19 protein-coding genes are annotated in these 20,970 nt (G+C 56.3%); 11 read left to right on the forward strand and 8 right to left on the reverse strand.

Annotated features, from left to right (window positions below; translation table 11 throughout):
- Positions 1-20 precede the first annotated feature (20 nt).
- The 3 genes from ettA (at position 21) to ABDK75_RS02115 (ending at position 2,714) form a co-directional block, all read left to right on the forward strand.
- Positions 21-1,700: an energy-dependent translational throttle protein EttA gene (gene ettA, locus ABDK75_RS02105; RefSeq protein ID WP_099211665.1), complete on the forward strand. Its 1,680-nt coding sequence runs from the start codon at positions 21-23 to the stop codon at positions 1,698-1,700.
- Between the two features lie 74 nt (positions 1,701-1,774).
- A complete protein-coding gene (locus tag ABDK75_RS02110; RefSeq protein WP_046900676.1) occupies positions 1,775-2,272 on the forward strand; it encodes a GNAT family N-acetyltransferase in 498 nt (165 codons plus the stop codon).
- Between the two features lie 85 nt (positions 2,273-2,357).
- On the forward strand, positions 2,358-2,714 hold the full coding sequence (locus tag ABDK75_RS02115; protein WP_346004846.1) for a pilus assembly protein N-terminal domain-containing protein: 357 nt from the start codon (positions 2,358-2,360) through the stop codon (positions 2,712-2,714).
- Positions 2,715-2,791: 77 nt separating this feature from the next.
- On the opposite strand, the gene ABDK75_RS02120 is transcribed toward ABDK75_RS02115, so the two are convergent.
- Both ABDK75_RS02120 and ABDK75_RS02125 read right to left on the reverse strand, forming a co-directional pair.
- Positions 2,792-3,388 (reverse strand): phospholipid-binding protein MlaC, encoded by a 597-nt coding sequence (locus tag ABDK75_RS02120; RefSeq protein WP_099211669.1) that lies wholly within the window; start codon positions 3,386-3,388, stop codon positions 2,792-2,794.
- A gap of 10 nt (positions 3,389-3,398) precedes the next feature.
- Positions 3,399-4,205, reverse strand: coding sequence for a VacJ family lipoprotein (locus ABDK75_RS02125; RefSeq protein WP_046900679.1), 807 nt, complete (start codon positions 4,203-4,205; stop codon positions 3,399-3,401).
- Positions 4,206-4,522: 317 nt separating this feature from the next.
- On the opposite strand from ABDK75_RS02125, the gene ABDK75_RS02130 reads away from it, so the two are divergent.
- Entirely contained in the window at positions 4,523-5,683 is a 1,161-nt protein-coding gene (locus tag ABDK75_RS02130) for an aldose epimerase family protein (protein ID WP_099211670.1), read from the forward strand.
- A gap of 75 nt (positions 5,684-5,758) precedes the next feature.
- Here ABDK75_RS02130 and cysE read toward each other — a convergent pair whose 3' ends face one another.
- The 3 genes from cysE to ABDK75_RS02145 form a co-directional block, all read right to left on the reverse strand.
- A complete protein-coding gene (gene cysE / locus ABDK75_RS02135) occupies positions 5,759-6,535 on the reverse strand; it encodes a serine O-acetyltransferase (RefSeq protein ID WP_211498635.1) in 777 nt (258 codons plus the stop codon).
- Entirely contained in the window at positions 6,532-7,749 is a 1,218-nt protein-coding gene (locus ABDK75_RS02140; RefSeq protein WP_064274630.1) for a UbiH/UbiF/VisC/COQ6 family ubiquinone biosynthesis hydroxylase, read from the reverse strand. The genes cysE and ABDK75_RS02140 overlap by 4 nt, the downstream gene beginning before the upstream one ends.
- A 65-nt stretch (positions 7,750-7,814) precedes the next feature.
- On the reverse strand, positions 7,815-10,007 hold the full coding sequence (locus ABDK75_RS02145; protein ID WP_346004847.1) for a TonB-dependent siderophore receptor: 2,193 nt from the start codon (positions 10,005-10,007) through the stop codon (positions 7,815-7,817).
- A 416-nt stretch (positions 10,008-10,423) separates the two neighbouring features.
- Here ABDK75_RS02145 and ABDK75_RS02150 point away from each other — a divergent pair, with 416 nt between their 5' ends.
- The 6 genes from ABDK75_RS02150 (at position 10,424) to ABDK75_RS02175 (ending at position 17,938) form a co-directional block, all read left to right on the forward strand.
- Positions 10,424-11,629: a mechanosensitive ion channel family protein gene (locus tag ABDK75_RS02150; RefSeq protein WP_346004848.1), complete on the forward strand. Its 1,206-nt coding sequence runs from the start codon at positions 10,424-10,426 to the stop codon at positions 11,627-11,629.
- Positions 11,630-11,800: 171 nt separating this feature from the next.
- Entirely contained in the window at positions 11,801-14,326 is a 2,526-nt protein-coding gene (locus tag ABDK75_RS02155) for a TonB-dependent receptor (RefSeq protein WP_346004849.1), read from the forward strand.
- Positions 14,327-14,475: 149 nt separating this feature from the next.
- Positions 14,476-14,814 carry a P-II family nitrogen regulator gene (locus ABDK75_RS02160; protein ID WP_029495718.1) on the forward strand — a complete coding sequence of 113 codons (339 nt, stop codon included), beginning with the start codon at positions 14,476-14,478 and terminating at the stop codon, positions 14,812-14,814.
- Complete coding sequence (locus ABDK75_RS02165; RefSeq protein WP_086633463.1) at positions 14,814-16,157, forward strand: ammonium transporter; 1,344 nt, start codon at positions 14,814-14,816, stop codon at positions 16,155-16,157. The genes ABDK75_RS02160 and ABDK75_RS02165 overlap by 1 nt, the downstream gene beginning before the upstream one ends.
- Before the next feature lie 58 nt (positions 16,158-16,215).
- Positions 16,216-16,758: a hypothetical protein gene (locus ABDK75_RS02170; protein WP_346004850.1), complete on the forward strand. Its 543-nt coding sequence runs from the start codon at positions 16,216-16,218 to the stop codon at positions 16,756-16,758.
- Positions 16,759-16,894: 136 nt separating this feature from the next.
- Positions 16,895-17,938, forward strand: coding sequence for a hypothetical protein (locus ABDK75_RS02175; protein ID WP_346004851.1), 1,044 nt, complete (start codon positions 16,895-16,897; stop codon positions 17,936-17,938).
- Between the two features lie 11 nt (positions 17,939-17,949).
- Here ABDK75_RS02175 and ABDK75_RS02180 read toward each other — a convergent pair whose 3' ends face one another.
- Complete coding sequence (locus tag ABDK75_RS02180; RefSeq protein ID WP_346004852.1) at positions 17,950-18,735, reverse strand: SDR family oxidoreductase; 786 nt, start codon at positions 18,733-18,735, stop codon at positions 17,950-17,952.
- 77 nt (positions 18,736-18,812) lie between these two features.
- Between ABDK75_RS02180 and ABDK75_RS02185 the strand changes: the two genes are divergently transcribed.
- Positions 18,813-19,097, forward strand: a complete 285-nt coding sequence (locus ABDK75_RS02185; protein ID WP_099211684.1) for a helix-hairpin-helix domain-containing protein — start codon at positions 18,813-18,815, stop codon at positions 19,095-19,097.
- On the opposite strand, the gene ABDK75_RS02190 is transcribed toward ABDK75_RS02185, so the two are convergent.
- The gene (locus tag ABDK75_RS02190; protein ID WP_211508238.1) at positions 19,094-19,993 is read right to left on the reverse strand and encodes a retroviral-like aspartic protease family protein; all 900 of its coding nucleotides are present in this window, start codon (positions 19,991-19,993) and stop codon (positions 19,094-19,096) included. The genes ABDK75_RS02185 and ABDK75_RS02190 overlap by 4 nt on opposite strands.
- A complete protein-coding gene (locus ABDK75_RS02195; RefSeq protein WP_346004853.1) occupies positions 19,990-20,940 on the reverse strand; it encodes a tyrosine recombinase XerC in 951 nt (316 codons plus the stop codon). Before ABDK75_RS02195 ends, ABDK75_RS02190 begins: the two co-directional genes overlap by 4 nt.
- Between the last annotated feature and the right edge of the window lie 30 nt (positions 20,941-20,970).

Raw genomic sequence — 20,970 nt, forward strand, 5'->3', positions numbered from 1 at the left:
ACCGAACAGGAGACCTCATCATGGCCGCCTACCAGTACGTCTACGTCATGAAGGATCTTACGAAGGCCTATCCGGGTGGACGTGAGGTCTTTAAGGGCATCACCCTTTCCTTCCTGCCCGGTGTGAAGATCGGTGTTCTCGGCGTCAACGGCGCGGGTAAGTCCACGCTGCTCAAGGTGATGGCCGGGATCGACAAGGAATTCGGCGGTGAAGCCTGGGCGGCTGATGGCGTCAAGATCGGCTACCTCGAGCAGGAGCCGCAGCTTGATGAAAAGCTGACGGTTGGTGAGAACGTCGCTCTCGGTTTTGGTGAACTCAAGCGCGCACTCGATCGCTTCAACGAAATTTCCATGCTGTTCGCTGAGCCTATGTCCGATGAGGAGATGACCAATCTTCTCTCGGAACAGGCCGAGCTTCAGGAAATCATTGATGCCGGTGACGGCTGGGAACTGGATCGGAAGCTGGAGATCGCTCTCGACGCGCTGCGTTGCCCGCCAGCAGACAGCCCGGTCGACAAGCTTTCCGGTGGTGAACGTCGCCGCGTTGCGCTGTGTCGCCTGCTGCTCGAAAAGCCTGACATTCTGCTGCTCGATGAGCCAACCAACCATCTTGATGCCGAGAGCGTCAGCTGGCTCGAAAAGACGCTGCGTGACTATCAGGGCACCGTCATGGTCATCACCCATGACCGTTACTTCCTCGATAACGTCACGAACTGGATTCTGGAGCTCGAGCGTGGCCGTGGCTATCCGTTCGAAGGCAACTACTCGTCCTGGCTGACCCAGAAGCGCAAGCGTCTGGCCCAGGAAGAGAAGGAAGAAAGCTCCCGCCAGCGCGCTCTTGCTGCCGAGCAGGACTGGATCAATAGCTCACCGAAGGCCCGTCAGGCCAAGAGCCAGGCTCGTATCACCAAATACGAAGAAATGCTGGCAGCCAACTCCGAGAAGGTTGGTGGAACGGCGGACATTGTTATCACGCCGGGCCCACGCCTTGGCGGTACGGTGATCGAAGCCGAGAACCTGTCCAAGGGCTTTGGTGATCGTCTGCTGATCGATGGCCTGAACTTCAAGCTCCCGCCTGGTGGCATCGTGGGTGTGATCGGTCCGAACGGTGCGGGTAAGTCCACGCTGTTCAAGATGATCACCGGTCAGGACACGCCGGATGGTGGCTCTCTGAAGGTCGGCGAGACGGTGAAGCTCGGCTATGTCGATCAGTCCCGCGATACGCTGGATGGCAACAAGACCGTCTGGGAAGAGATTTCCGGCGGTACGGACGTCATTCAGCTTGGCAAGCGGACGGTTCCGTCCCGCGCCTATGTCGGGGCGTTCAACTTCAAGGGCTCTGACCAGCAGAAGCGCGTCGGCATCCTGTCGGGCGGTGAGCGTAACCGCGTTCATCTTGCCAAGATGCTCAAGGAAGACAGCAACGTTCTGCTGCTCGATGAGCCGACCAACGATCTTGACGTTGATACGCTGCGTGCCCTCGAAGATGCTCTGGCAGACTTCGCTGGCTGCGCCGTGGTCATCTCCCATGATCGCTGGTTCCTTGACCGTCTGGCCACGCATATTCTGGCTTTCGAAGGCGACAGCCATGTCGAGTGGTTCGAAGGCAACTTCCAGGACTACGAAGAAGACAAGCGCCGCCGTCTGGGCCCGGATGCGACTGAGCCAAGCCGCATCAAATATCGCCCGCTGGCCCGCTAAGACGGACCGTTCCTTTTGCACGTCACCGGGGTAGGCTATTCTGCCCCGGTTTCTGACGGTTTGAGGAGGCCCGGTTGTTAGGGCGAGAACTCCGTACAGCACGTCTTGTCCTCACTCCGGTCAACTGGCCGGACCTTGAGGACATGATCGCCCTGAAGGCTGATGCTGGTGCCTTTGGTCGTATGCTTGGTGGCGTGCGCAGCCGGACCGAAGCAGAGCAGGATATGGCTGAAGACGTCGCCTTCTGGGCGCGTCGCCGTATCGGTATTTTTGCCATCCGTGAAAATGGCCGCTTCGTCGGCATGACGGGCGTGCATGAACGCCCCGATGGGCGCGGCCTCGGCCTCAGATTCTCTATTTTTCCGTGGGCTGCGGGCCGGGGACTTGCTCGTGAAGCTGCGGGTGCAGCGATCCGGTATGTCCTTGATGAGGGTGAGCCCCGGATCGTAGCCGTTGCCCGCGAAGATAATCTTGCGTCCCGTATGGTGCTGGGAAGTATCGGCATGCGTCATATCGATACTTTCAAGCGGGATGGCGATACGATGTTCCTCTACGAAATTGCGCCTGCCTGAAACGGTGCAGAAAGCAGGGAATTTTTCCTTTCGCTTTCAGGTGTGAGCGTTTGAATTGAGACGGCGCGGTCGTCGAGGAATAAATATGGTCTATTTTCTGAAAAACATACGAACAGCAGGTCTTGTTGTGCTGGCTTTGGGCGTGGCCTCTTTATCGGCCGCTCGGGCCGCAGACCCCAAACCTGCTGAGTCGGCGGTTGGTGGTATGCGCATCATTGAGCATACGCTCGTTATGACGTTGGGAGGAACGGAGATCGTAGCTCTTCCTCCTAACCTGCAGACGGCGTCTATCAGCCTGCCTGCAATTGTGCATATCAATCTCGTGTCCCAGAAAGTGGCGGAAATTCTGGCCCATCAGGAGGGCCGGACCGATGTGCTGTTCACCGGGAAAGACACAATCTATCGGTTCCACATCACCGTGCAGCACGTCGCCCCGCGATAAAGGCTTGTAGTGTAGAACCAAAAAAGGCCTCCCGTTCAGGAGGCCTTTTTCAGAGTATCAACTTCGATGTGCAGCACTCAGTGGTGATTGCTGAGCTGACGCTCCAGAGCGGAGTTCAGAGCACCAACATCGCCACCGTGGCGAGCCAGATAGGAGCTGTAATCGCCGCGCTGATTCATGCGCAGGCTGGCACCTTCACCATACATGTCCACGACCTTCGGTGGGTTTCCACCGATGATAAGCTGCATGTTGACCTCTGGCTGGCCTGGACGGTCAATCAGTGCATTGACCCGTTCGCCATCCGGCGTTGAGCTGGTGCCGGTAACCCGGAAGCTCACGCCCTGATAGTTACCGATCTGATCCGTGATCGTGTTGACCAGAACCTGATCGAAAAGCTGCAGGTACTTCTGCTGCTGTGCCGGGGTGGCGGTGCGCCAGTAGCGGCCGAGGCAGTAACGGGCAATGCCCTGAATATCCACATTGGACTGAAGAAGCGGAAGGACTTCGCGCTTCTTTTCACCCAGTGGCTTGCCGGAATTAACGATGCTGACCAGCTGGCCACCAAAGGAATTCACGAAATCTGTTGCCGGATTGGCATGAGCGACGCCAGCCCCGAAAGTGAGGGCTGCAGCAAAAGCACCAAGAAGGGCCCGGCGCGAAAAGGCTTTAAGCATGCGTTTGTCCTCAGTTGTACCAGTCTGGGGTGGTGGCGCGGTGATCGTTCGTCATAGCGTCAATCTGGCTCTGGCGGTTCTGCTGCCAGGCACTACGGACGTAGGAGTACGGATCAAGGCTGTCCTGCTCCAGATGGTCGATCTGATCCACACTGTTGGCAAAGCCATCAACCGTTCCAAGAATATTGTAGGCCCAGTTGAATGTCAGCAGACCATAACCTCTTGGCACATAATTGATCGGGGTCAGAGCCTGCCCGATCCCATAGCCGATACCATCGCGGAAGTTGCTGGGGCCGACAAACGGGATGAAGAGGTATGGGCCGCTCTTCACGCCCCATGTTCCCATCGTCATCCCCGGGTCAGTCTCATGCTGTTTGTAACCGACCAGACTGGCAACATCGAAGAAACCCGCCACTCCCGCACTCATGTTGATCGTGAAGCGCATGAACGAGTCACCCGCACGACGGGGCTTTCCAGCCCCAACATCAGAGAAGAACACCGCAGGCTCACGCCAGGTTTCATTGATGTTGGAAATACTGTGCCGAACCGGCTTCGGAACAGCCCAGATCCAGGCCTTGGCCACGGGACGCAGGGCCACGTGATAAGCCCACATCTGGACGTTATACATCTTCCGGTTCAGCGGCTCGTACGGATCGTTGGCAGCCTTGTAATCAGCAAGGTCGTCCGGATCTTTCGGCGGGGGATTATGCAGGGAGCCACAGGCCCCCAGCGTCAGCAGTGCCAAAACGCCTGCAATGGCTCTGCCACGACGCGAGCGCGTCGCCCTGATACCGATTCTGTCCTGCCGAGAGTCCATAACCATTCCTCAAAAACCCCACTCCGCGGGCGTGCTCACAAAGACTTCATCTGAAAACGGAAATTTTCGAAATCCGTTCCCATTCAATTGGTGTGCCGCCAGCGGAGCCATGAGCCGTCCGTCGCGGAAAACTGCGGAAGGCCGTAGTCATAGCCTATACTGTGCCAAGCTGCACCCCTCTATGTATCCAAATTATGACACAGGGAAGGGACGAGATCCTTTAACGATCCAGAAGTCAGAAGGACACTCCGGCCACTTTGACGGCTGAAATATTTTGAGAGCAGTGTGGCGGCAACTCAACACCAGGGAATTTTCCAGTGTCCAGATTTTCTGCCTGCAAAGCACCGCTTTTTGCCACCGTGGCCCTAGTTGGCCTGTCTCTTGGGGCTGCTCAGGCGCGTCCAACGGCACTCTCTCAGCCATGGGGCAACACGCCCGATGGTAAGCCTGTCCGTATTGTTACCCTGAAGAATGACCATAACGTGACGGTACGCGTCATTACCTATGGTGGCATTATTCAATCTGTTGAAACGCCGGATCGTAACGGGCATCCGCAGGACATCGTCCTCGGGTTTGGCGATCTCAAGGGATACACCGTCGATAGCGCCAAGGGTGGACTGTTCTTCGGGGCGATTATCGGCCGTTATGCAAACCGTCTCGCAGGCGGCAGCTTCCCGGTAGATGGGAAAATCTACCACACGGACATTACGGCGGCTCCGAATGCTCTGCATGGTGGCAAAAAGGGATTCGACAAGAACGTCTGGACGCTTGAAAAGACAGGTGTCTCTGCAAGCGGCTCCTATGTAACGTTGAAGCTGGTCAGTCCGAACGGAGACCAAGGTTTCCCCGGAACGCTGACGACGCATGTGACCTACACGCTGGGGAACGACAATGCTCTGTCACTGCATTATGTAGCGACAACCGATGCGCCGACGGTTCTGAATCTCACGAACCACAGCTACTGGAATCTGAATGGCGAAGGCTCCGGCAGCATTGAGCCGGAAATCCTTCAGATCAACGCAGACAGCTATACCCCGACCGATAGCACCTCAATCCCGACGGGCCAGCTTGCACCCGTTGCAGGCACACCATTGGACTTCAGCAAGCCAACTGAAGTGGGCGCACGCCTCCGCAGCAATGACATCCAGATGATGTATGCGCGTGGTTACGACATGAACTGGGTCGTCAACGGAGCATACGGACAGGCTCCGCGTCTGGCTGGAAAAGTCTATGACCCACGCTCGGGCCGCAGCATGGAAGTTCTGACCAACCAGCCGGGGCTACAGGTTTACACGTCCAACTCATTGGACGGCGGGTATGCAGGAATTTCCGGCCACGCTTATCGTCAGACAGATGCTATCGCCTTTGAAGCCGAGCATTATCCAGACAGCCCGAATCATCCGTCCTTTCCGACGACAGAGCTAAAGCCGGGTCAGACATTCGATTACACGACGACGTTCAAGTTCTCGAATCAGTAAGCGCTCAACGTCAACGAGGCCTTGCTTGAGGAAGAGGGTGTTCTCCGAAAGGAGGCAGCCTCTTCCTGTATCTGCTCAGGACGGCAGTTTGGCGTCTGTTGCAGCACTGACTTTGGAAGGCTCCAGAATCCTGGCCGGATTTCCGACTGCCGTCGCATTGGCAGGGATATCTTCCAGAACGACTGATGCTGCACCAATACGGGCATTTTCGCCGATGATGAGGCGCCCCAGCACCTTGGCACCTGATCCAATCATGGCCCCTCGGCGTACGATCGGATGTCTATTCCCGGTCAGTTTCCCTGTGCCACCCAGCGTGACGTCCTGGAACAGGGAGACGTCATCTTCGATGATGCAGGTTTCCCCGATCACAATCCCCGTTCCATGGTCGATGCTCAGGCGCCGACCAAGGCGCGCGGCCGGATGAATGTCGATTGCGAACAGCTCATTGACCCGGCTTTGAAAATGATAGGCCAGATGCCGTCTGTTTTTCTGCCAGAGGTGATGCGCGATACGATGAACCTGTAACGCCTGCCAGCCTTTGAAGAACAGGAACGGTGTCACCAGATCCGGGCAGGCCGGATCACGGTCATGGATTGCCAGAATATCTTCGGCAGCTGACTCGGCTATGCCGGGGACTTCCAGAAGAATGGAAGTGACCAGCCGTGTGATGGCCGTAGCAGAAATGGATCGATCCGCCAGCTTGGTACCCAGAAGGGATGCAAGGCCCGAGCTGAAGCTGTGATGGTCTCCGATATTCGTAGCGAAAACATCCTGAATCAGAGGGTCATGGCAACTGCAGGCCTGTGCCTGCATATTTCGCCAGAGCTGATCAAGATTTACGGTTGAACTCATACGCCCATCGCCTTGCGAACAAAGGCGCGTCTCAGGCGGGGCAGGCGATGAACGCCCGCAATACCGAGATCACGTACGCGCCGCAGAACCGGATTATCGTTACCAAAAAGACGTTCCAGAATGTCCGTGGCAGCTAGCATGGCCATATTGCCGGGCCGGGCTCGGCGCTGATAGCGGACAAGGAGTTCCCGGCTGCCCGGATCTGTACGTTTCGTATGGGCTTCAATGAGCAGGTCTGCCAGAGCGATGACATCCCGAAAGCCGATATTCAGGCCCTGACCCGCAATCGGGTGAATACCATGGGCAGCATCTCCAACGAGAGCCAGACGCGGCGCAATATATGTCTGCGCATATTGCGCTGACAGCGGATAAATCCAGCGGCGGCCAATGGGTGTGATGGCGCCCAGATCCTCATCGCCCATGCGGGCACGGATTTCGCGGGCAAAGATTTCATCGGGGAGGTCGTGGAAGCGCTGGGCGCGGCCCTCGCCTTCTGCCCAGACAATAGCGGATCGATGCGGATGTTCAGCCGTTCCTGGCATCGGCAGTCGGGCGAACGGTCCTTCGGGCAGGAACTGTTCCAGCGCCACGCCGTCATGAGGCTTTTCATGTGCGATTGTCGCAACGATACCGCACTGATGATAGGGGAGTTTGGTCAGGCCGATGCGGGCCTGGTCGCGCAATGGAGAACGACGTCCCTCAGCGGCGACAGCCAGTTTGGCCGTCACGGTTGAACCCGATGCCAAACGGATCGACACATGATCCGGGTGGAACGTGAAGGTTCCTGTGTCTGGCGCGCGGACGTCCAGCGTCTCGTATTGTTCAAGCGTCCGGTTAATGGCGAGACGCAGATCGCGTGCTTCTGCCATCCAGCCGAAATTCATGCCTTCAGGGGCATCGTCCACACCGAAATGTAGGAAAAGCGGTGAGGGAGCCTCGTGCGGGCGGCCATCCGAGACGCGGATTTCACGGATCGGCTGGGAAACACCGGGAAGATTGTCCCAGATACCTGCGGCTTCCAGCATCTGGCGTGAGCCTTCCGCAATGGCGTATGCCCGGCCATCGAGAGAGGGATCTTCCATGCCCGGGAGAGCTGCCCGGTCAATGAGCAGAACCCGCACACCTTCGGCTGCCAGACGACAGGCCAGTGTCGCGCCAACAGGACCAGCTCCGTTAATGCACAGGTCGTAATGTGTCTTGGTCATCGTGCTCATCTCCCTGCCCCTGTCCTACTCCTGTGACGTGTGGAGCGGAAGAGGGCAGGAAGGGGCAGAAAAGATCAGAGATCGAAGCGTGCGTTCAGGAAGACAGCGCGCGGTGTCCCGACAAAGAAGTAATCAGAGGCCAGAAAGCCCCAGTAATGAAGGTTTGTGGCGTTATCGAGTTCAGCGCGTAGCGTCACTTTGTGACGGCCGATGCTGGTGCGATAGCTGGCCCGCAGATTGAGCAGCGTATAGCTCGGGACATGGAAGCTGTTGGAACTGTCACCCCACATTGACGCAGTATAATGAACTTCTGCAGTCGCTGAGAGACCCGGCACGCCCGGGATACGGTCCGTCAGCTGAAAGACATTCTGGAACAGCGGAATGCCTTCGATCTTGTTTCCTTTAACGCTGGCATCTGCCTTGCTGTATTTTCCGCCTTCGGCGCCCAGACTGTCCGTGAGGGTAATGCCAAACGGTAGATCGACATGACCACTGAGTTCTGCGCCCTGATATGTGACGGTGCCGTTCGACACATAAACATTGTCCGCATTAGCATACTGCGCGCCTCGCGTGATGCGATAGAGCGCGCCTGTCAGGTCCCAGGTCTGGCGCGCAATCTTTGCGCCCACTTCAACCTGATCAGAACGGATGGGCGGAAGGGTCTCGCGTGCGTTCTTATAGGTGTCTCCCACGGTCCCACCGTTTTCCAGCGCCTGAACGTAACTGGCGTAAATGGTGGTATCTTTCCACGGATGGAACATCAGGGCGGCAGTTGGTGTCAGTGGCGTAGTGCGCAGCGCTGTTTTCGTACCGGCGGACGTCCAGGTCAGCTGGTGGAAATCGGTAAAGCGGATGCCGGCGAGCAGTGACCAGTGTTTATCAAACGTCAGGGTGTCGCTGCCGAAAAGACCGACCTGATCGGAACGATAATTACGATAGGTCGCGGTGTCCCAGCTTCCGCTATAAGAGCGGCTGGTGATCGGCGAGTAGAGGTTCTGGCCTCCGATGTTCACGTAATCAGAGTCATATGGAAGATATTTGCTGAGCCCCTGCCAGGCCGCTCCCATCGTGAAATCATGCCGGATAAAGCCTGTCCGGAACTTGCCTTCCAGAATGGCCTGAACCTGATCATATTGTGCCCAACTTCCGGGATTGGTGCTCATATACGTGTCATAGTTGCCACCCTGATCCTGCAGGGACATCCACTCTCCGCGATAGCGGCGATAGTCCATGCTGTGGCTGTAATCGATGCGCGCCGTCCAGTTCTTTGTAATGTCCCAATGCAGCCCCGTTGAGACAAACAGCGTGTGGGATGTAAACATGCTTGCCGGAGATGCGGTCAGGTTCTTGTGTCCGCTGATGGCATCGGGAAGACGGTTGCTGCCATAGGCGGACGGATCATCAATAAAGAAGTCCTGTACGCCACCACGGACCTGACGGTCCTGATAAATGGCATCGGCAGTCCACAGCAGGTTGTGAGCCAGCCGCACATCCGTGGACAGGGAACCTGAAAAGCGCGTGACGTGCGATCCGTTATAGGTTTCGCCATTTTCGTGGGTGAGGTTGAGGCGATATCCAACAATATCGTTTCGGAAGAGGCGCCCACCTGTGTCGATGTGCTGACTGCCAACGGCGCCTGAGCTGTATCCGGCATCAAAGGAAAATGTACGCGCGTCGGTCGGCTTCTTCGTCTGGAAATCGATGATGCCGCCGGGCGCGTTGAAGCCGTACATGAAACCGGAAGCACCCTTGAGAAGCTGCACCGCTTCGAATGACTCAAGCGGGAGTTCCACGGTTGTCATGAAGAAGGGCGTACCGTTGATCTTGTAGCCGTTGTAATCGTCAAGCGGTACGCCCCGGACCGTGACGGAATAGGCGTTGAACGAATACGTGTCGCCGTTTGAAATGACCGATGCATCCTGTGAAAAAACGCGCGCCAGCGATTTGACCTGCCGCTCCTGTAGTTCTGCGGCCGTCACAACCTTGATCGAAAATGGCGTATCTAGAAGGCGGCGTGTCCCTAGCGCTCCGCCGTCAGCCTGATGGGCATGACCGAGAACCGTAACGCTTTCGCTTTTTGCACTGGGCTGCTTATGGGACGTCGGGACAGGTTTGGAATGTCCATTATGACGGGGTGCGACAGAGGGTTTTCGCTCGGATTGAGAATGCTCGTCCTGAGCGTCTGCTGCCAGGGCAATGGCCGAGGTGCCTGACATGAGCAGAGCAAACGAAAACACAGATGACAGAACGGAAGTGGTGGTGGCCATAAAACTACACCAAATAGTTATAATATGAAACAACCAATAAAATATGTTTATAATGATAAATGACAACATGAATCGGTGTTTGTGGTTTGTTGTGATAAAGAACTGAAAAGGCTTAAAAATACTGATTTTCTCTTAAAGTTTTCGCTTCGGCTGTTTGGTATCTGTGGAGCCGAAAAGACGGGTAAATCAGTGTCTCATTTCTGCAACATAAATCGTACAACAATATTAATAACAATTTAAAATAGTGAAAACGGAACTGTTCGTATTTCGGGAACAGTTGGGTCTGCCTGCTGTTGTAGTCTGACGTCCTTGGCCAAATGCGCGCTGAGGGACGCCGCTTACAGCATTTCATTCGCTCAGGATGCAGCCTCCGCGTGACCTGATGGTGGATGACAGGTGATCGTCTAGGGAGACCAATGTTCAGACAGAATTATGTGGACTCAATGTCCAGCCTTCGTCACCAGTTCGACTGGCTGCCTGACCCGCTGGGTTCTGTTCTTCTGCTGATTGCAGCGGCGCTGATTGCTCTTCTGTTCAGTCGGATCATCACGGATGCGCTGCCCCGCCTGCCGGGTCTGAGGAAGATCCAGTTCATTCATGCTTTAACCATCAGGTTAAGGATGAATGTCCGCTATTTTCTGATGATCATAGCCGCCAGTGCAGCTTTGCCAGCGACGGAGGGCTTCTCTCCCGAGACTGAAAAGCTTCTCGCGCACGTGCTGGCCTGTCTGTTCATTATGAACCTGGGCTTCGGCATTATCAGGGCATTTCGTCTGGCGACCGATCAGTACCTGAACCGGATCAGTGCCAAGGAAAACGTGGATGACATCACTGTCCGGTCTCATCAGACGCAGATCCGGGTGCTCCGTCGTCTGATTGAGATCACCTTCGGAGTGCTGACCGTCGCTGCGTCTCTGATGGTTTTCAATTCCGTTCAGAAATTTGGCGTTTCGCTCTTTGCCTCTGCCGGTGCCGCCTCCCTGATCGTGGGTCTCTCCGCTCGACCGGCCTTGTCCAACTTGATTGCGGGTATTCAGATCGCCATTACGCAGCCGATCCGTATGGAAGATATGCTGATCCTGAACGGTGACTGGGCTTGGGTTGAGGAGATCAATGCAACCTATGTCGTCCTGCGGACATGGGATCGTCGGCGCTATATCGTGCCTATTTCCTATTTCCTCGAAAACCCGTTCCAGAACTGGACGCATAGTTCGCAGTCTTTGATCGGCTCCATCTTTCTCTGGTTGGATTACCGCACACCGATGGATCGCTTGCGGGCAATGTTCATGGAAGAAATCGAGCACTGTCCGGACTGGGACAAGGACCGTTCCTCCATTGCCTGCCAGATTGCAGACAGTAATGCTCAGGTCATTTCCATCCGCATGATCGCAGGGGCGGCAGATGCAGGAAACATGTGGAACCTGTCTTGCGATATTCGCGAACGCATGCTGCGCCGTATCCAGATAGAAATGCCGGAATGCCTGCCGCGCGGACGGACTGCGGTCGTATCGGATTCTCCATCTGATACGCCGTGGCCCGAAAGCCTCATGTCGCCGCCCGTCAACCGGCCGGGCGATGGAAAATATCGCGGACCGGACCTGAATACGCCAGCAGTTTCCTGAAATTTCTCAGTGCCGCACTCTGGGGTTCAAAAGTTTCGTTTTGACCCCACAGGAGTGTGGCATTTATGCACTGGAAATCCTGTGATACATTCTGACAAAGGAATAATCGTAGACACATTTTAAAACGTTTCTAATCTGAACCGAACACCGGATCTGATTAGGACTGCCTGAATGCGCCTCAAGTCACTTCTTCTCGCTACTACAATCGTTACGGTTTTGCACCCAGCACATCAGGCCTCTGCTGCCGTGCATAAAACGACCAAGGCCACGGCGCCTGCAAAGGTGACGGCCAAGACCACAGGGAAGAAAACAGTCGTCCGCCAGGCTGTCGCCACGCCGCGTCGCCCACATGCGGTTGATAGCAACAGCAATGAACAGATGATCGTGACGGGAACGCATGCGTTCAACCGCCGCGCCCGGGATTCCACGAGCCCGATCAGCGTTCTTACCGCTGCCACGCTGCGTCGTTCCGGTCAGATGAACCTTGCGGACGCTATCGTCCGTACGGATCCGTCGATCACAGTAAACGCCATGGGCAGTGATGCCGGTGCGCTGACGTCCTCGATCCGTATGCGTGGTTTGAACCCGAACGAAGTTCTGGTTCTCGTGGATGGAAAGCGCCGTCATACGACAGCCAACATCTACGCCGATGCCGGTCCACAGCAGGGCTCAACGCCGGTCGATCTGAACATGATCCCGGCTTCTGCAATCGATCATATCGAAATTCTGCGCGATGGCGCGGCCGCAATGTATGGCTCGGACGCCATTGCAGGTGTTGTGAACATCATTCTGAAAAAGACGCCGCATGGCCTGAACATGACCGCGCAGACGGGTGCAAACGCCTATAACGGCGATGGCTGGCAGTATCAGCTTGGTGCAGATGGTGGCTTTGGCTTCCTGGGTGATGGGTATGTCCACATCAGCGGGCAGATGTACCACACCGATCACATGGTCCCGAACACGACGGACGTGCGAACTGTTCCGGGGAATTCTGAATACAAGGGCTATAATGTCCCGCACGATTCCAACAAGATCCTGAGCACACCAGAAGAAACCCGCGAAAATCTCAGCATCGAGTTTGGCAAGACGCTGACGGAAGGTGTGAATGGCTATGGCCTCATTACCTATGCTCACCGTCATTCCGAGGCTTACGAAAACTATCGTATGCCGTCTGTTGCCCCGACGCTGTATCCTTATGGTTTCTCTCCGCTCGAAACCATTGAAGAGAACGATTATGCCGCGACACTGGGTCTGAAGGGGGACAATTTCTTCGGTTTCTCCTGGGACCTCAGCTCCACTTACGGTGCGGATGAAGACGATGTCGGCAACAAGAACACAGCCAACCCGAATCTGATTGCAGCTACGGGAACGTCTCCAACGACGGTTCGTGCCGAGACGTATCGCCTGTCCCAGTGGACCAACAATCTGGATTTCCGGCGGCAGTTAAAGATCGCTGATCTTGTACCGGTCACGGTGGCTTTCGGTGGCGAGCATCGTCTTGAAACCTACCAGATCTGGCCAGGCGAAGTTGGATCCTATGCTGATGGTGGAACGCAGGGTTATGCGGGCCTGATGCCAGAGAACGCCGGTAAGTGGAGCCGTGACGTCTGGGCTGCCTATCTTGATGGTGACTTCCATCCGCTGAAGCACTGGGATCTCGATTTTGCGGGCCGTTTTGAGCATTACACGGACGTTGGCAATACCGAGAATGGCAAGGTTTCCACACGGTACGACATCACCAAGCGCATTGCCGTTCGTGCCACGATCAGCAACGGTTTCCGTGCTCCGACCCTGCCGGAAGAAAATTTCAGCTCTTTGAATGTGTCGCCGACGGGTGCATCCGGTCTGCTGTCCACGTCAGGTGCGGCTGGCAAGAGCCTTGGTGCGCAGCATCTGAAGCCTGAGCGCTCCACGAGTGCTGAGGGTGGTATTATTCTTGAGCCCGTTGATGGCTGGCATCTCTCGGCGGACGTCTATCAGATCAACATTCGTGATCGGATTTCCGGCGCCGGTTCTGTTTATGGTCCCTCTGCAATTTCGGCAATTGGAATGACGGGTGCGACCCTACCAGTGGGTATTGATACGTCTGACGTGTCTGCCAATTACTTTGCCAACGTTGGCAGCACCCGGACCCAGGGTCTCGATATCCAGTCTGACTATCTGCTGCACATGCATCAGTATGGCAATCTGGACCTGACCATGGCTCTCAACCTCAACCGGACCCGCGTCAGCCACATCAACACGAACTCTCAGGGCAATCCGTATCTTAATGAGCAGAGCATCGCGTATCTGACGTCCACCTCTCCGCGGAGCAAGATCATCCTGAACGCGTATTGGACGATCGGGAAGTGGGATGTGAACCTCCGTCAGACGCGCTACGGCGAAACGACGTCCATGCTGACCTATCAGGATCAGACGCCTGCCAGCCTGACCTGCAAGGGGCAGAGCCTTCAGTATTCCAACGTCTGCTGGGGACAGTTCAAGAATACGCCAGTCTGGCTGACGGATCTTGAGGTCGGGTACCGTCTCAACCACATGTGGCACTTCGCTGTGGGCGCCAACAACATCTTCAATCAGCGTCCGCGCCGTCTGACCAAGTATCTGAACTACCTCGGGGCGAATGCTTACGATACCGACTCTTCCGGTATTGGCATTGCTGGCGGTTATTATTACGGCCGTATCAACGCCACGTTCTGATTGTCCTTCAAGACCCAGACGGAGCAGAAATGCCCGGAGGTGCCGGTTTTCCGGTGCCTCCGGGCTGTTTCGTATATTGTTGTTGAACTGGTACAATCTGGGCCATACTGGCCACCAGTCTTCTGATTCCCAACGAGGATATGCCGTTCGTGAAGCTCGTCACCGCAATTATCAAACCCTTCAAGCTTGACGATGTCCGGGAGGCGCTGACGCCACTGGGCGTGCAAGGTCTGACCGTGACGGAAGTCAAAGGTTTTGGCCGTCAGAAAGGCCAGACGGAAATCTACCGCGGCGCCGAGTATCACGTCAGTTTTCTTCCGAAGCTCAAGATCGAGATCGCAGTGGCGGATTCCGTTGTGGAAGATGTTATTGAAGCAATCATGACGGCAGCGCGTACCGGCAAGATCGGGGACGGCAAGATCATGGTCTCCAATCTCGACCAGCTCATTCGCATCCGCACGGGAGAGACCGGGGAGGGCGCTCTGTGATGAGACGTTCCGGTCTTTCGATCATGGCTGCTGGCGCACTTCTACCAGTATCCGCGATGGCTGCTGATGCGCCTGCGGCCATCGACACAGGTGATACAGCCTGGATGCTGATCAGCACAGCACTTGTTCTGATGATGACAGTGCCTGGTCTTGCGTTGTTCTACGGCGGCATGGTTCGCAAGAAGAACGTTCTTGCGACCCTGATCCAGTCTTTTGCCATCTGTTGTATCGCCAGCCTCGTCTGGATGGTTGCAGGTTACAGCCTGGCCTTCTCGAACGGCACACCGTGGATTGGTGATCTGTCCCGCGCGTTGCTGAACGGTGTGGCAGCAAACTTCCACAATGGCGTTGATTCCGCTTTCACGCTTGGGGCAGGAACGGCAGCCGCCGTTCCGATGACGATCCCGGAAAGCGTCTATATGATGTTCCAGATGACGTTCGCCGTCATCACGCCAGCCCTGATTACAGGGGCCTACGCGGAACGCATGAAGTTCTCTTCCATGTGCGTCTTCACGATTTTCTGGCTGCTGCTGGTTTATGCGCCCGTCGCTCATTGGGTCTGGAGCCCAACGGGCTGGGTCGCTGGCCTAGGCGCTGTGGACTTTGCCGGTGGCACGGTCGTGCACATCAACTCCGGTGTGGCTGGCCTTGTCTGTGCGTATGTTCTTGGCAAGCGCCGGGGCATCGGAACGGATGACATGTCTCCGTTCAACCTGACATACGCCATTATCGGTGCGTCCCTGCTTTGGGTTGGCTGGTTTGGCTTCAACGCAGGCTCCGCGTTGGGCGCAAACGGTCGTGCAGGCATGGCCATGCTGACAACGCAGCTTGCTGCCGCCGCTGGTGGTGTCGCCTGGATGGCTGTCGAGTGGGCACGGACGGGTAAGCCGACGGCACTCGGCATTATTTCTGGCGTGGTCGCCGGCCTGGTCGCCATCACGCCAGCTGCGGGCTTTGTCCTGCCGGGCGGCGCTGTGGTGATTGGTCTGATTGCCGGTGCAGTCTGCTTCTGGAGCGCAACGTGGCTCAAGCACGCTCTCGGCTATGATGACAGCCTCGATGCGTTCGGTGTTCACGGTACGGGTGGTATCATTGGCGCTCTGCTGACAGGCGTTCTGGCCTATGGGCCGCTCTCTGCGACGGACGCCAACCCGTCTGGTACGGTTGGAAGCCTTTCACAGCTTCTGGCTCAGGCGGAAGCTGTCTGCGTGACGATTGTCTGGTGTGTCATCATGACATTCGTGATCCTGAAGGTTTTGGATCGTGTCATGGGTCTGCGTGTTTCTGCAGAAGAGGAACTTGAAGGCCTCGATACGACCATGCATGGTGAACGCATCAACTGATCGTAGTCACCGGCGTTTCTGAACCGGGAGGCTGCGACTTCCCGGTTGACAGACAAGGATGTTTTTCATGGTTTCCAGCCGTATGTTGTCCCGCCTCTCACTGGCCGCTGTTCTGGCTGCCGGTCTTGCCTCGGTTCCTGCACACGCGATGACGGCCAAGGAATGCCATGCTGCATTCCAGTCCGCCAAGAAGGGCGGCACCCTGAACGGGCAGAGCTACAAGGCCTTCAAGGCTGCAAGCTGTGGTAGCGAAACGGCTGAAGCCGCGCCCGCGACAACTGCTGCCCCGGCAACGGCTGCCACAGCACCAACAACGACGGTCCCTGTCACGACGGGTAAGGCGAACCCGCCTGATTCGTCTGTTGCAGGCACGAAGGCACCGATTGCATCCAAGAGTGCTCCGGTCACGTCTGGAAACGTTGTATTCCCAACGTCTGTGTCGTCCCAGTTCTCCAGCCTGTCCGCTGGCAAGGCTCGCATGAAGACCTGTGTTGCCCAGTATAATGCGAACAAGGCGAACGGCGGCAACGGTAGCCTGAAGTGGATCCAGAAGGGTGGCGGGTACTGGTCCCAGTGCAACAGCCGCCTCAAAGGCGAATAACTCCCTGCGTTCCAGTGGGTGTCAGAAACCTCCGTTCCTTTACCGGGACGGAGGTTTTTTTATGCCGGTCATTCAGGATTGAGAATGCTGTTGGAGAGTTTCGGTGTAAGGGGAATGGTCAGGCGTTGGTGTCATCATGAGGTGTCATGTTCTGGTCGCGTTCGAAAAGTCACGATCAGTGATCAATAGAGGCTTTCTCTTTATTGGGCTGGTAGCTCTTACGATCATCTTGGGACCGACGTCGTCTGCGTCTGCGGAAGAGCAGTCGGACTGTGTCACTGCACCAGTTATTCTTCCATTACTGGGAGGCGAGGGAGATGCGCCGCTGATACCGGTGAAAATCAACGGCAAACCCGCTGCGATGTATGTCAGTCCGGCCTTCGATTACATTTACGTCCGGAATTCTGAAGGGATACAGTTTCCCAAGGGCTATGATGACGCCAAAGTCGTCATTAACGGCACTTATAAGGAAAGTGCCTTTCATTCCAAAATTAATGAACTGGTTCTGGATGATATTCCGCTGAAAGATGTAGACGTCGTCTTGCTCGCGAAGGCCAGTACGCAGGTGGTTGACGGGCGACCGATTGTGGGTGTGCTTGGACGCGCGGCGTTATCCCGGCTGGCAGTTCTGATAGATATTCCGGAAAGACAATTCGCGTATCTTGATGTCAAAGATACGAAAGCCTGCAAGCTGGCGTTTAAAACATTCCTGGGAAATGACAGTCATTCCGTGGACATGGAAGACGACTTCACAGTGCATATTCGAGTTGGCGAAAAGAAGAAGCGCGTCAGCCTTGATCCTGATCTGACATACACGACATTTCCGTCTTTCTGGATTTCATCACTAAAGGAAAACCTAGAAGGTCTGGGGGATCAGAAGAAATTCACTCACTATGATGATTTTCTGAGTGTGGGGCAGGGCGCGCTTGTCAAAAACCTTTTTATGGGCGGCGCTCCGATAGAGAATGAAAAAGTTGTCTTTCAGGATGAAGTAGAAATTGGAAGTCTGGGACTTCCGTTCTTTGCGGACAAAATCATCATCTGGAGTCTGGAAAACAACCGGATGTATTTCGCCATCCCGGCCCATATGCGCCCTCTTTCCAAAGGGCAGGGGCTGCATTTCTTCGCCACACATTCAGGAAACGTCTCCGTGCGCGACCGGCGCGGAGACGTGCAGTAATGTTCTGTAGATCAGCTCATAGGGAACGGTGGCTGCCCGTTTGATGCGGTCACGCCGCCGTCAACAGGCATAATCAATCCCGTAATGTAAGCCGCATCCTCACTGGCCAGGAATGTGATTGCTGCGGCCATATCTTCAGGCTCTCCCAGACGCTGCAACGGGACGCGGTCTTCGACGCTTTTGACGAAAGCTGGATCTTTAAGGGCGTCCGCCGTCATGGCCGTGCGTGTGACCGACGGGCAGATGGCGTTGACGCGAACGCCATCCTTTCCGTGATCCATCGCCAGAACACGCGTCAGGTTCACAACGCCGCCTTTGGCAACATCGTAATAGGCCGTGTTCCAGTCTCCCCTCATTCCAGAGACGGAGGCCGTGTTGACGATGTTGCCTTTGCTCTGGATCAGCAGGGGCAGAAAGGTGCGGCTGACATTCAGGGTTCCGGTCAGGGTTGTGGCACACACGGTCTGCCAGGCGTCCAGATCTCCGTCCAGGACCGTGCCGATTGTGGTGACACCGGCGTTGTTCACCAGCACATCCAGTGTGCCGAACGTCTGTTTGGTGAGGTCCAGCAGTTTCTGAACTTTGTCGGGTTTTGAAATGTCTGTCAGAGAGGCCGTAGCTTTGTTCCGGTCGAGGCTCTTCATGACCTCGTCGAGCTTTTCCTGATCCCGGTCCACAAGAATGACATGAGCGCCTTCGTCAAGGAAACGAAGGGCTGTCGCATGACCAATACCCGATGCCGCCCCCGTCACGAGAACCTTGCGGCCAGTGAAACGTGATAGTCCCTGCGTCGCCATGAATAATGTCCTTTTGTTGCTAGGACTTTAAAGTGCCGCTCGCTACAATGGTTGCCTCAAATAAAGGGCGAGCAGGCATGAGTGATCTCACAATGCTGAAGAATGTTGGCAAAGCAGCACTCGCAGATTTTGCCATATTGGGGATTACCTCAACTGCGCAACTGGCATCCTGTGAGCCGGACGATCTTTATCTGAAGCTTTGTCACCTAACGCAGCAACGCCATGATCCCTGTGTGCATGACGTGTTTGCAGCCACCATCCATCAGGCGAAAACAGGAGAAGCCCTGAACTGGTGGGCTTTTACCCCTGCCCGCAAGGAACGGATGAAAGCCGGGACGTTCTGTACGCTCCCAACTCCTTAACGAACGAAAATCTGGTTTGTGGCGTAAGAGAGCCAGATGTCGTGTTTGGCGAACCAGTCTGAGCCCAGCAGCATGTCGGCCTGATCATGAACCGGGGCGACAGTCAGAACGGGATCAACCCAGACCGTCCCCCCCATGGAAAAGCGCTTGAAGCGATGCCAGTGGTAGCGGCGTTCATGCAGGTCCACACCGGCAGTAATACCGCCAGGGTCGAGCGCGAGCAGTTCATCCGTGAGGCCGAGGCGATAGGCGAAGTCGGTGCTGACAATATGGGAGCGCGCACCGCTGTCGAGAAGCGCTGTTCCGCGCGTTCCATCAAGCGTGAAGGTTACCATCAGGCGTCCGTCAACCTGTCGGGCCGGAACCGTATTCCATTGGCCTTTCCAAGTGGGCTGAAGCTGGCAGGACGAGCTGTTTGAGGAAACTTTCCAGAACATGAGCCTCTGATGGGGAACGTCAAACTCCAGATCATACCCATCCAGAACATCTGCCCCGAGAAGCCCCAGAATAGGCGGATGAATCATCGGGGAACCAGGAAGAGAGCCTATGGGCATGGACCCGGCTCCCAGAGAAAGATGCCCCAGTTGCAGATCGGCAATACGGACGTTGGCTACAAGGCGAGGTGTTCCATTGGGCCCCTGCATAACAGTGTGACGGTCAGGGTCCTGAGGTAGATGAAGCGCTGCAACGCCCTGCGGTGTCATCAGGCTACCTTGTGAGCCTGTGTCTACGATCATGGAGACTGCATGACCGTTGATCTGGGCAGGAATGCTCAGATATCCACCATCATCGCGCAGAGGCAAAACGGCCGCTTGTACCGTGTGGCATGGCACTGCTTCAGCCTTCCCGGTCAGAGCCATAAGAGCAGCCAAAATGCCCCATGTCAGTCTTTTCATTCCTGCTCCGCCCGTGGGTGTGCCTTGCGCCAGACGTCCAGCAGATGCTTTTCGTCTGCCAGAGTATAAGCCTGGGTGGTGGAAAGACTGGCATGGCCCATGAGTTCCTGAATGGCACGCAGATCAGCGCCACCTTCCATCAAATGGGTCGCAAAAGAGTGGCGAAGAGCATGCGGTGTGGCGGAATCCGGCAGGCCTTCGCCTTTGCGCCATTCCCGCATGGCGCGCTGGGCGACGCCGGGGTTCAGGCGACCACCGCGTGTGCCGCAGAACAATGGGGCGTCGGGGGAGGGAGACGGATGGGCGGCTTTCCATGTCTCCAATGCCTCGCGCACGGCGGGAAGGAGAGGAACGAGGCGTTCTTTTCCGCCCTTTCCCAAGACCCGGAGCATGTTCTCGCCAGCGTTTGAAAGATCCCGCACGTCCAGCGCGAGCGCTTCGCCAATGCGTAATCCGGTGCCGTAAAGCAACGTGAAAAGCGCTTTGTCCCTGAGAGCAGCGGCGCTGGTGTAAGCGTCGTCGGAAATGCCTTCAGGGGCGGCGAGGGCCTGTTCCTGCCCAAGGGGGCGGGGAAGACGCTTTTTCAGGCGTGGTGTGGCCAGAAGTCCGGGAGCGGGGTTCGACACATCGAACCGAACGGCCAGATAACGGTAAAACGACCGCAACGCCGACACCCGGCGTGCTCGGGACCGCGCACGGGAGTCTGCATTGGTGGCGCGCCGTGTGGGTTTTTCGCTGCGGGCGGTTTCATGGGCCAGCCAGGCGCGCAAATCGGCTAGAGACAGTTTTGCGAGGGATGCCAGATCAACGTCCCCCCCCAGATGCTGCTCGAAAAAGGCCAGTGCGAGAACAATATCGTGCCGATAAGCCTCGACCGTTCGCAGGCTGGAGCGCCGCTCATGGGTCAGCCATTCGGTCCAGTCGCGTAATGCGTCATGGGCCATCATGGCATTTCGGGCTCAGGAAGGTTAGACACA

This window comes from Gluconobacter sp. OJA, from assembly GCF_039638325.1.
Classification (GTDB): domain Bacteria; phylum Pseudomonadota; class Alphaproteobacteria; order Acetobacterales; family Acetobacteraceae; genus Gluconobacter; species Gluconobacter cerinus.

Bases quoted from the DNA above. Each gene is read 5' to 3' on its own strand.
- ABDK75_RS02115 (WP_346004846.1), top strand. From the start codon at position 2,358: ATGGTCTATTTTCTGAAAAACATACGAACAGCAGGTCTTGTTGTGCTG.
- ABDK75_RS02180 (WP_346004852.1), bottom strand. From the start codon at position 18,735: ATGGCGACGCAGGGACTATCACGTTTCACTGGCCGCAAGGTTCTCGTG.
- ABDK75_RS02125 (WP_046900679.1), bottom strand. From the start codon at position 4,205: ATGGACTCTCGGCAGGACAGAATCGGTATCAGGGCGACGCGCTCGCGT.
- ABDK75_RS02175 (WP_346004851.1), top strand. From the start codon at position 16,895: ATGAGGTGTCATGTTCTGGTCGCGTTCGAAAAGTCACGATCAGTGATC.
- ABDK75_RS02190 (WP_211508238.1), bottom strand. From the start codon at position 19,993: ATGAAAAGACTGACATGGGGCATTTTGGCTGCTCTTATGGCTCTGACC.
- ABDK75_RS02195 (WP_346004853.1), bottom strand. From the start codon at position 20,940: ATGATGGCCCATGACGCATTACGCGACTGGACCGAATGGCTGACCCAT.
- ABDK75_RS02165 (WP_086633463.1), top strand. From the start codon at position 14,814: ATGAGACGTTCCGGTCTTTCGATCATGGCTGCTGGCGCACTTCTACCA.
- ettA (WP_099211665.1), top strand. From the start codon at position 21: ATGGCCGCCTACCAGTACGTCTACGTCATGAAGGATCTTACGAAGGCC.
- ABDK75_RS02185 (WP_099211684.1), top strand. From the start codon at position 18,813: ATGAGTGATCTCACAATGCTGAAGAATGTTGGCAAAGCAGCACTCGCA.
- ABDK75_RS02120 (WP_099211669.1), bottom strand. From the start codon at position 3,388: ATGCTTAAAGCCTTTTCGCGCCGGGCCCTTCTTGGTGCTTTTGCTGCA.
- ABDK75_RS02145 (WP_346004847.1), bottom strand. From the start codon at position 10,007: ATGGCCACCACCACTTCCGTTCTGTCATCTGTGTTTTCGTTTGCTCTG.
- ABDK75_RS02155 (WP_346004849.1), top strand. From the start codon at position 11,801: ATGCGCCTCAAGTCACTTCTTCTCGCTACTACAATCGTTACGGTTTTG.
- ABDK75_RS02170 (WP_346004850.1), top strand. From the start codon at position 16,216: ATGTTTTTCATGGTTTCCAGCCGTATGTTGTCCCGCCTCTCACTGGCC.
- cysE (WP_211498635.1), bottom strand. From the start codon at position 6,535: ATGAGTTCAACCGTAAATCTTGATCAGCTCTGGCGAAATATGCAGGCA.
- ABDK75_RS02140 (WP_064274630.1), bottom strand. From the start codon at position 7,749: ATGAGCACGATGACCAAGACACATTACGACCTGTGCATTAACGGAGCT.
- ABDK75_RS02150 (WP_346004848.1), top strand. From the start codon at position 10,424: ATGTTCAGACAGAATTATGTGGACTCAATGTCCAGCCTTCGTCACCAG.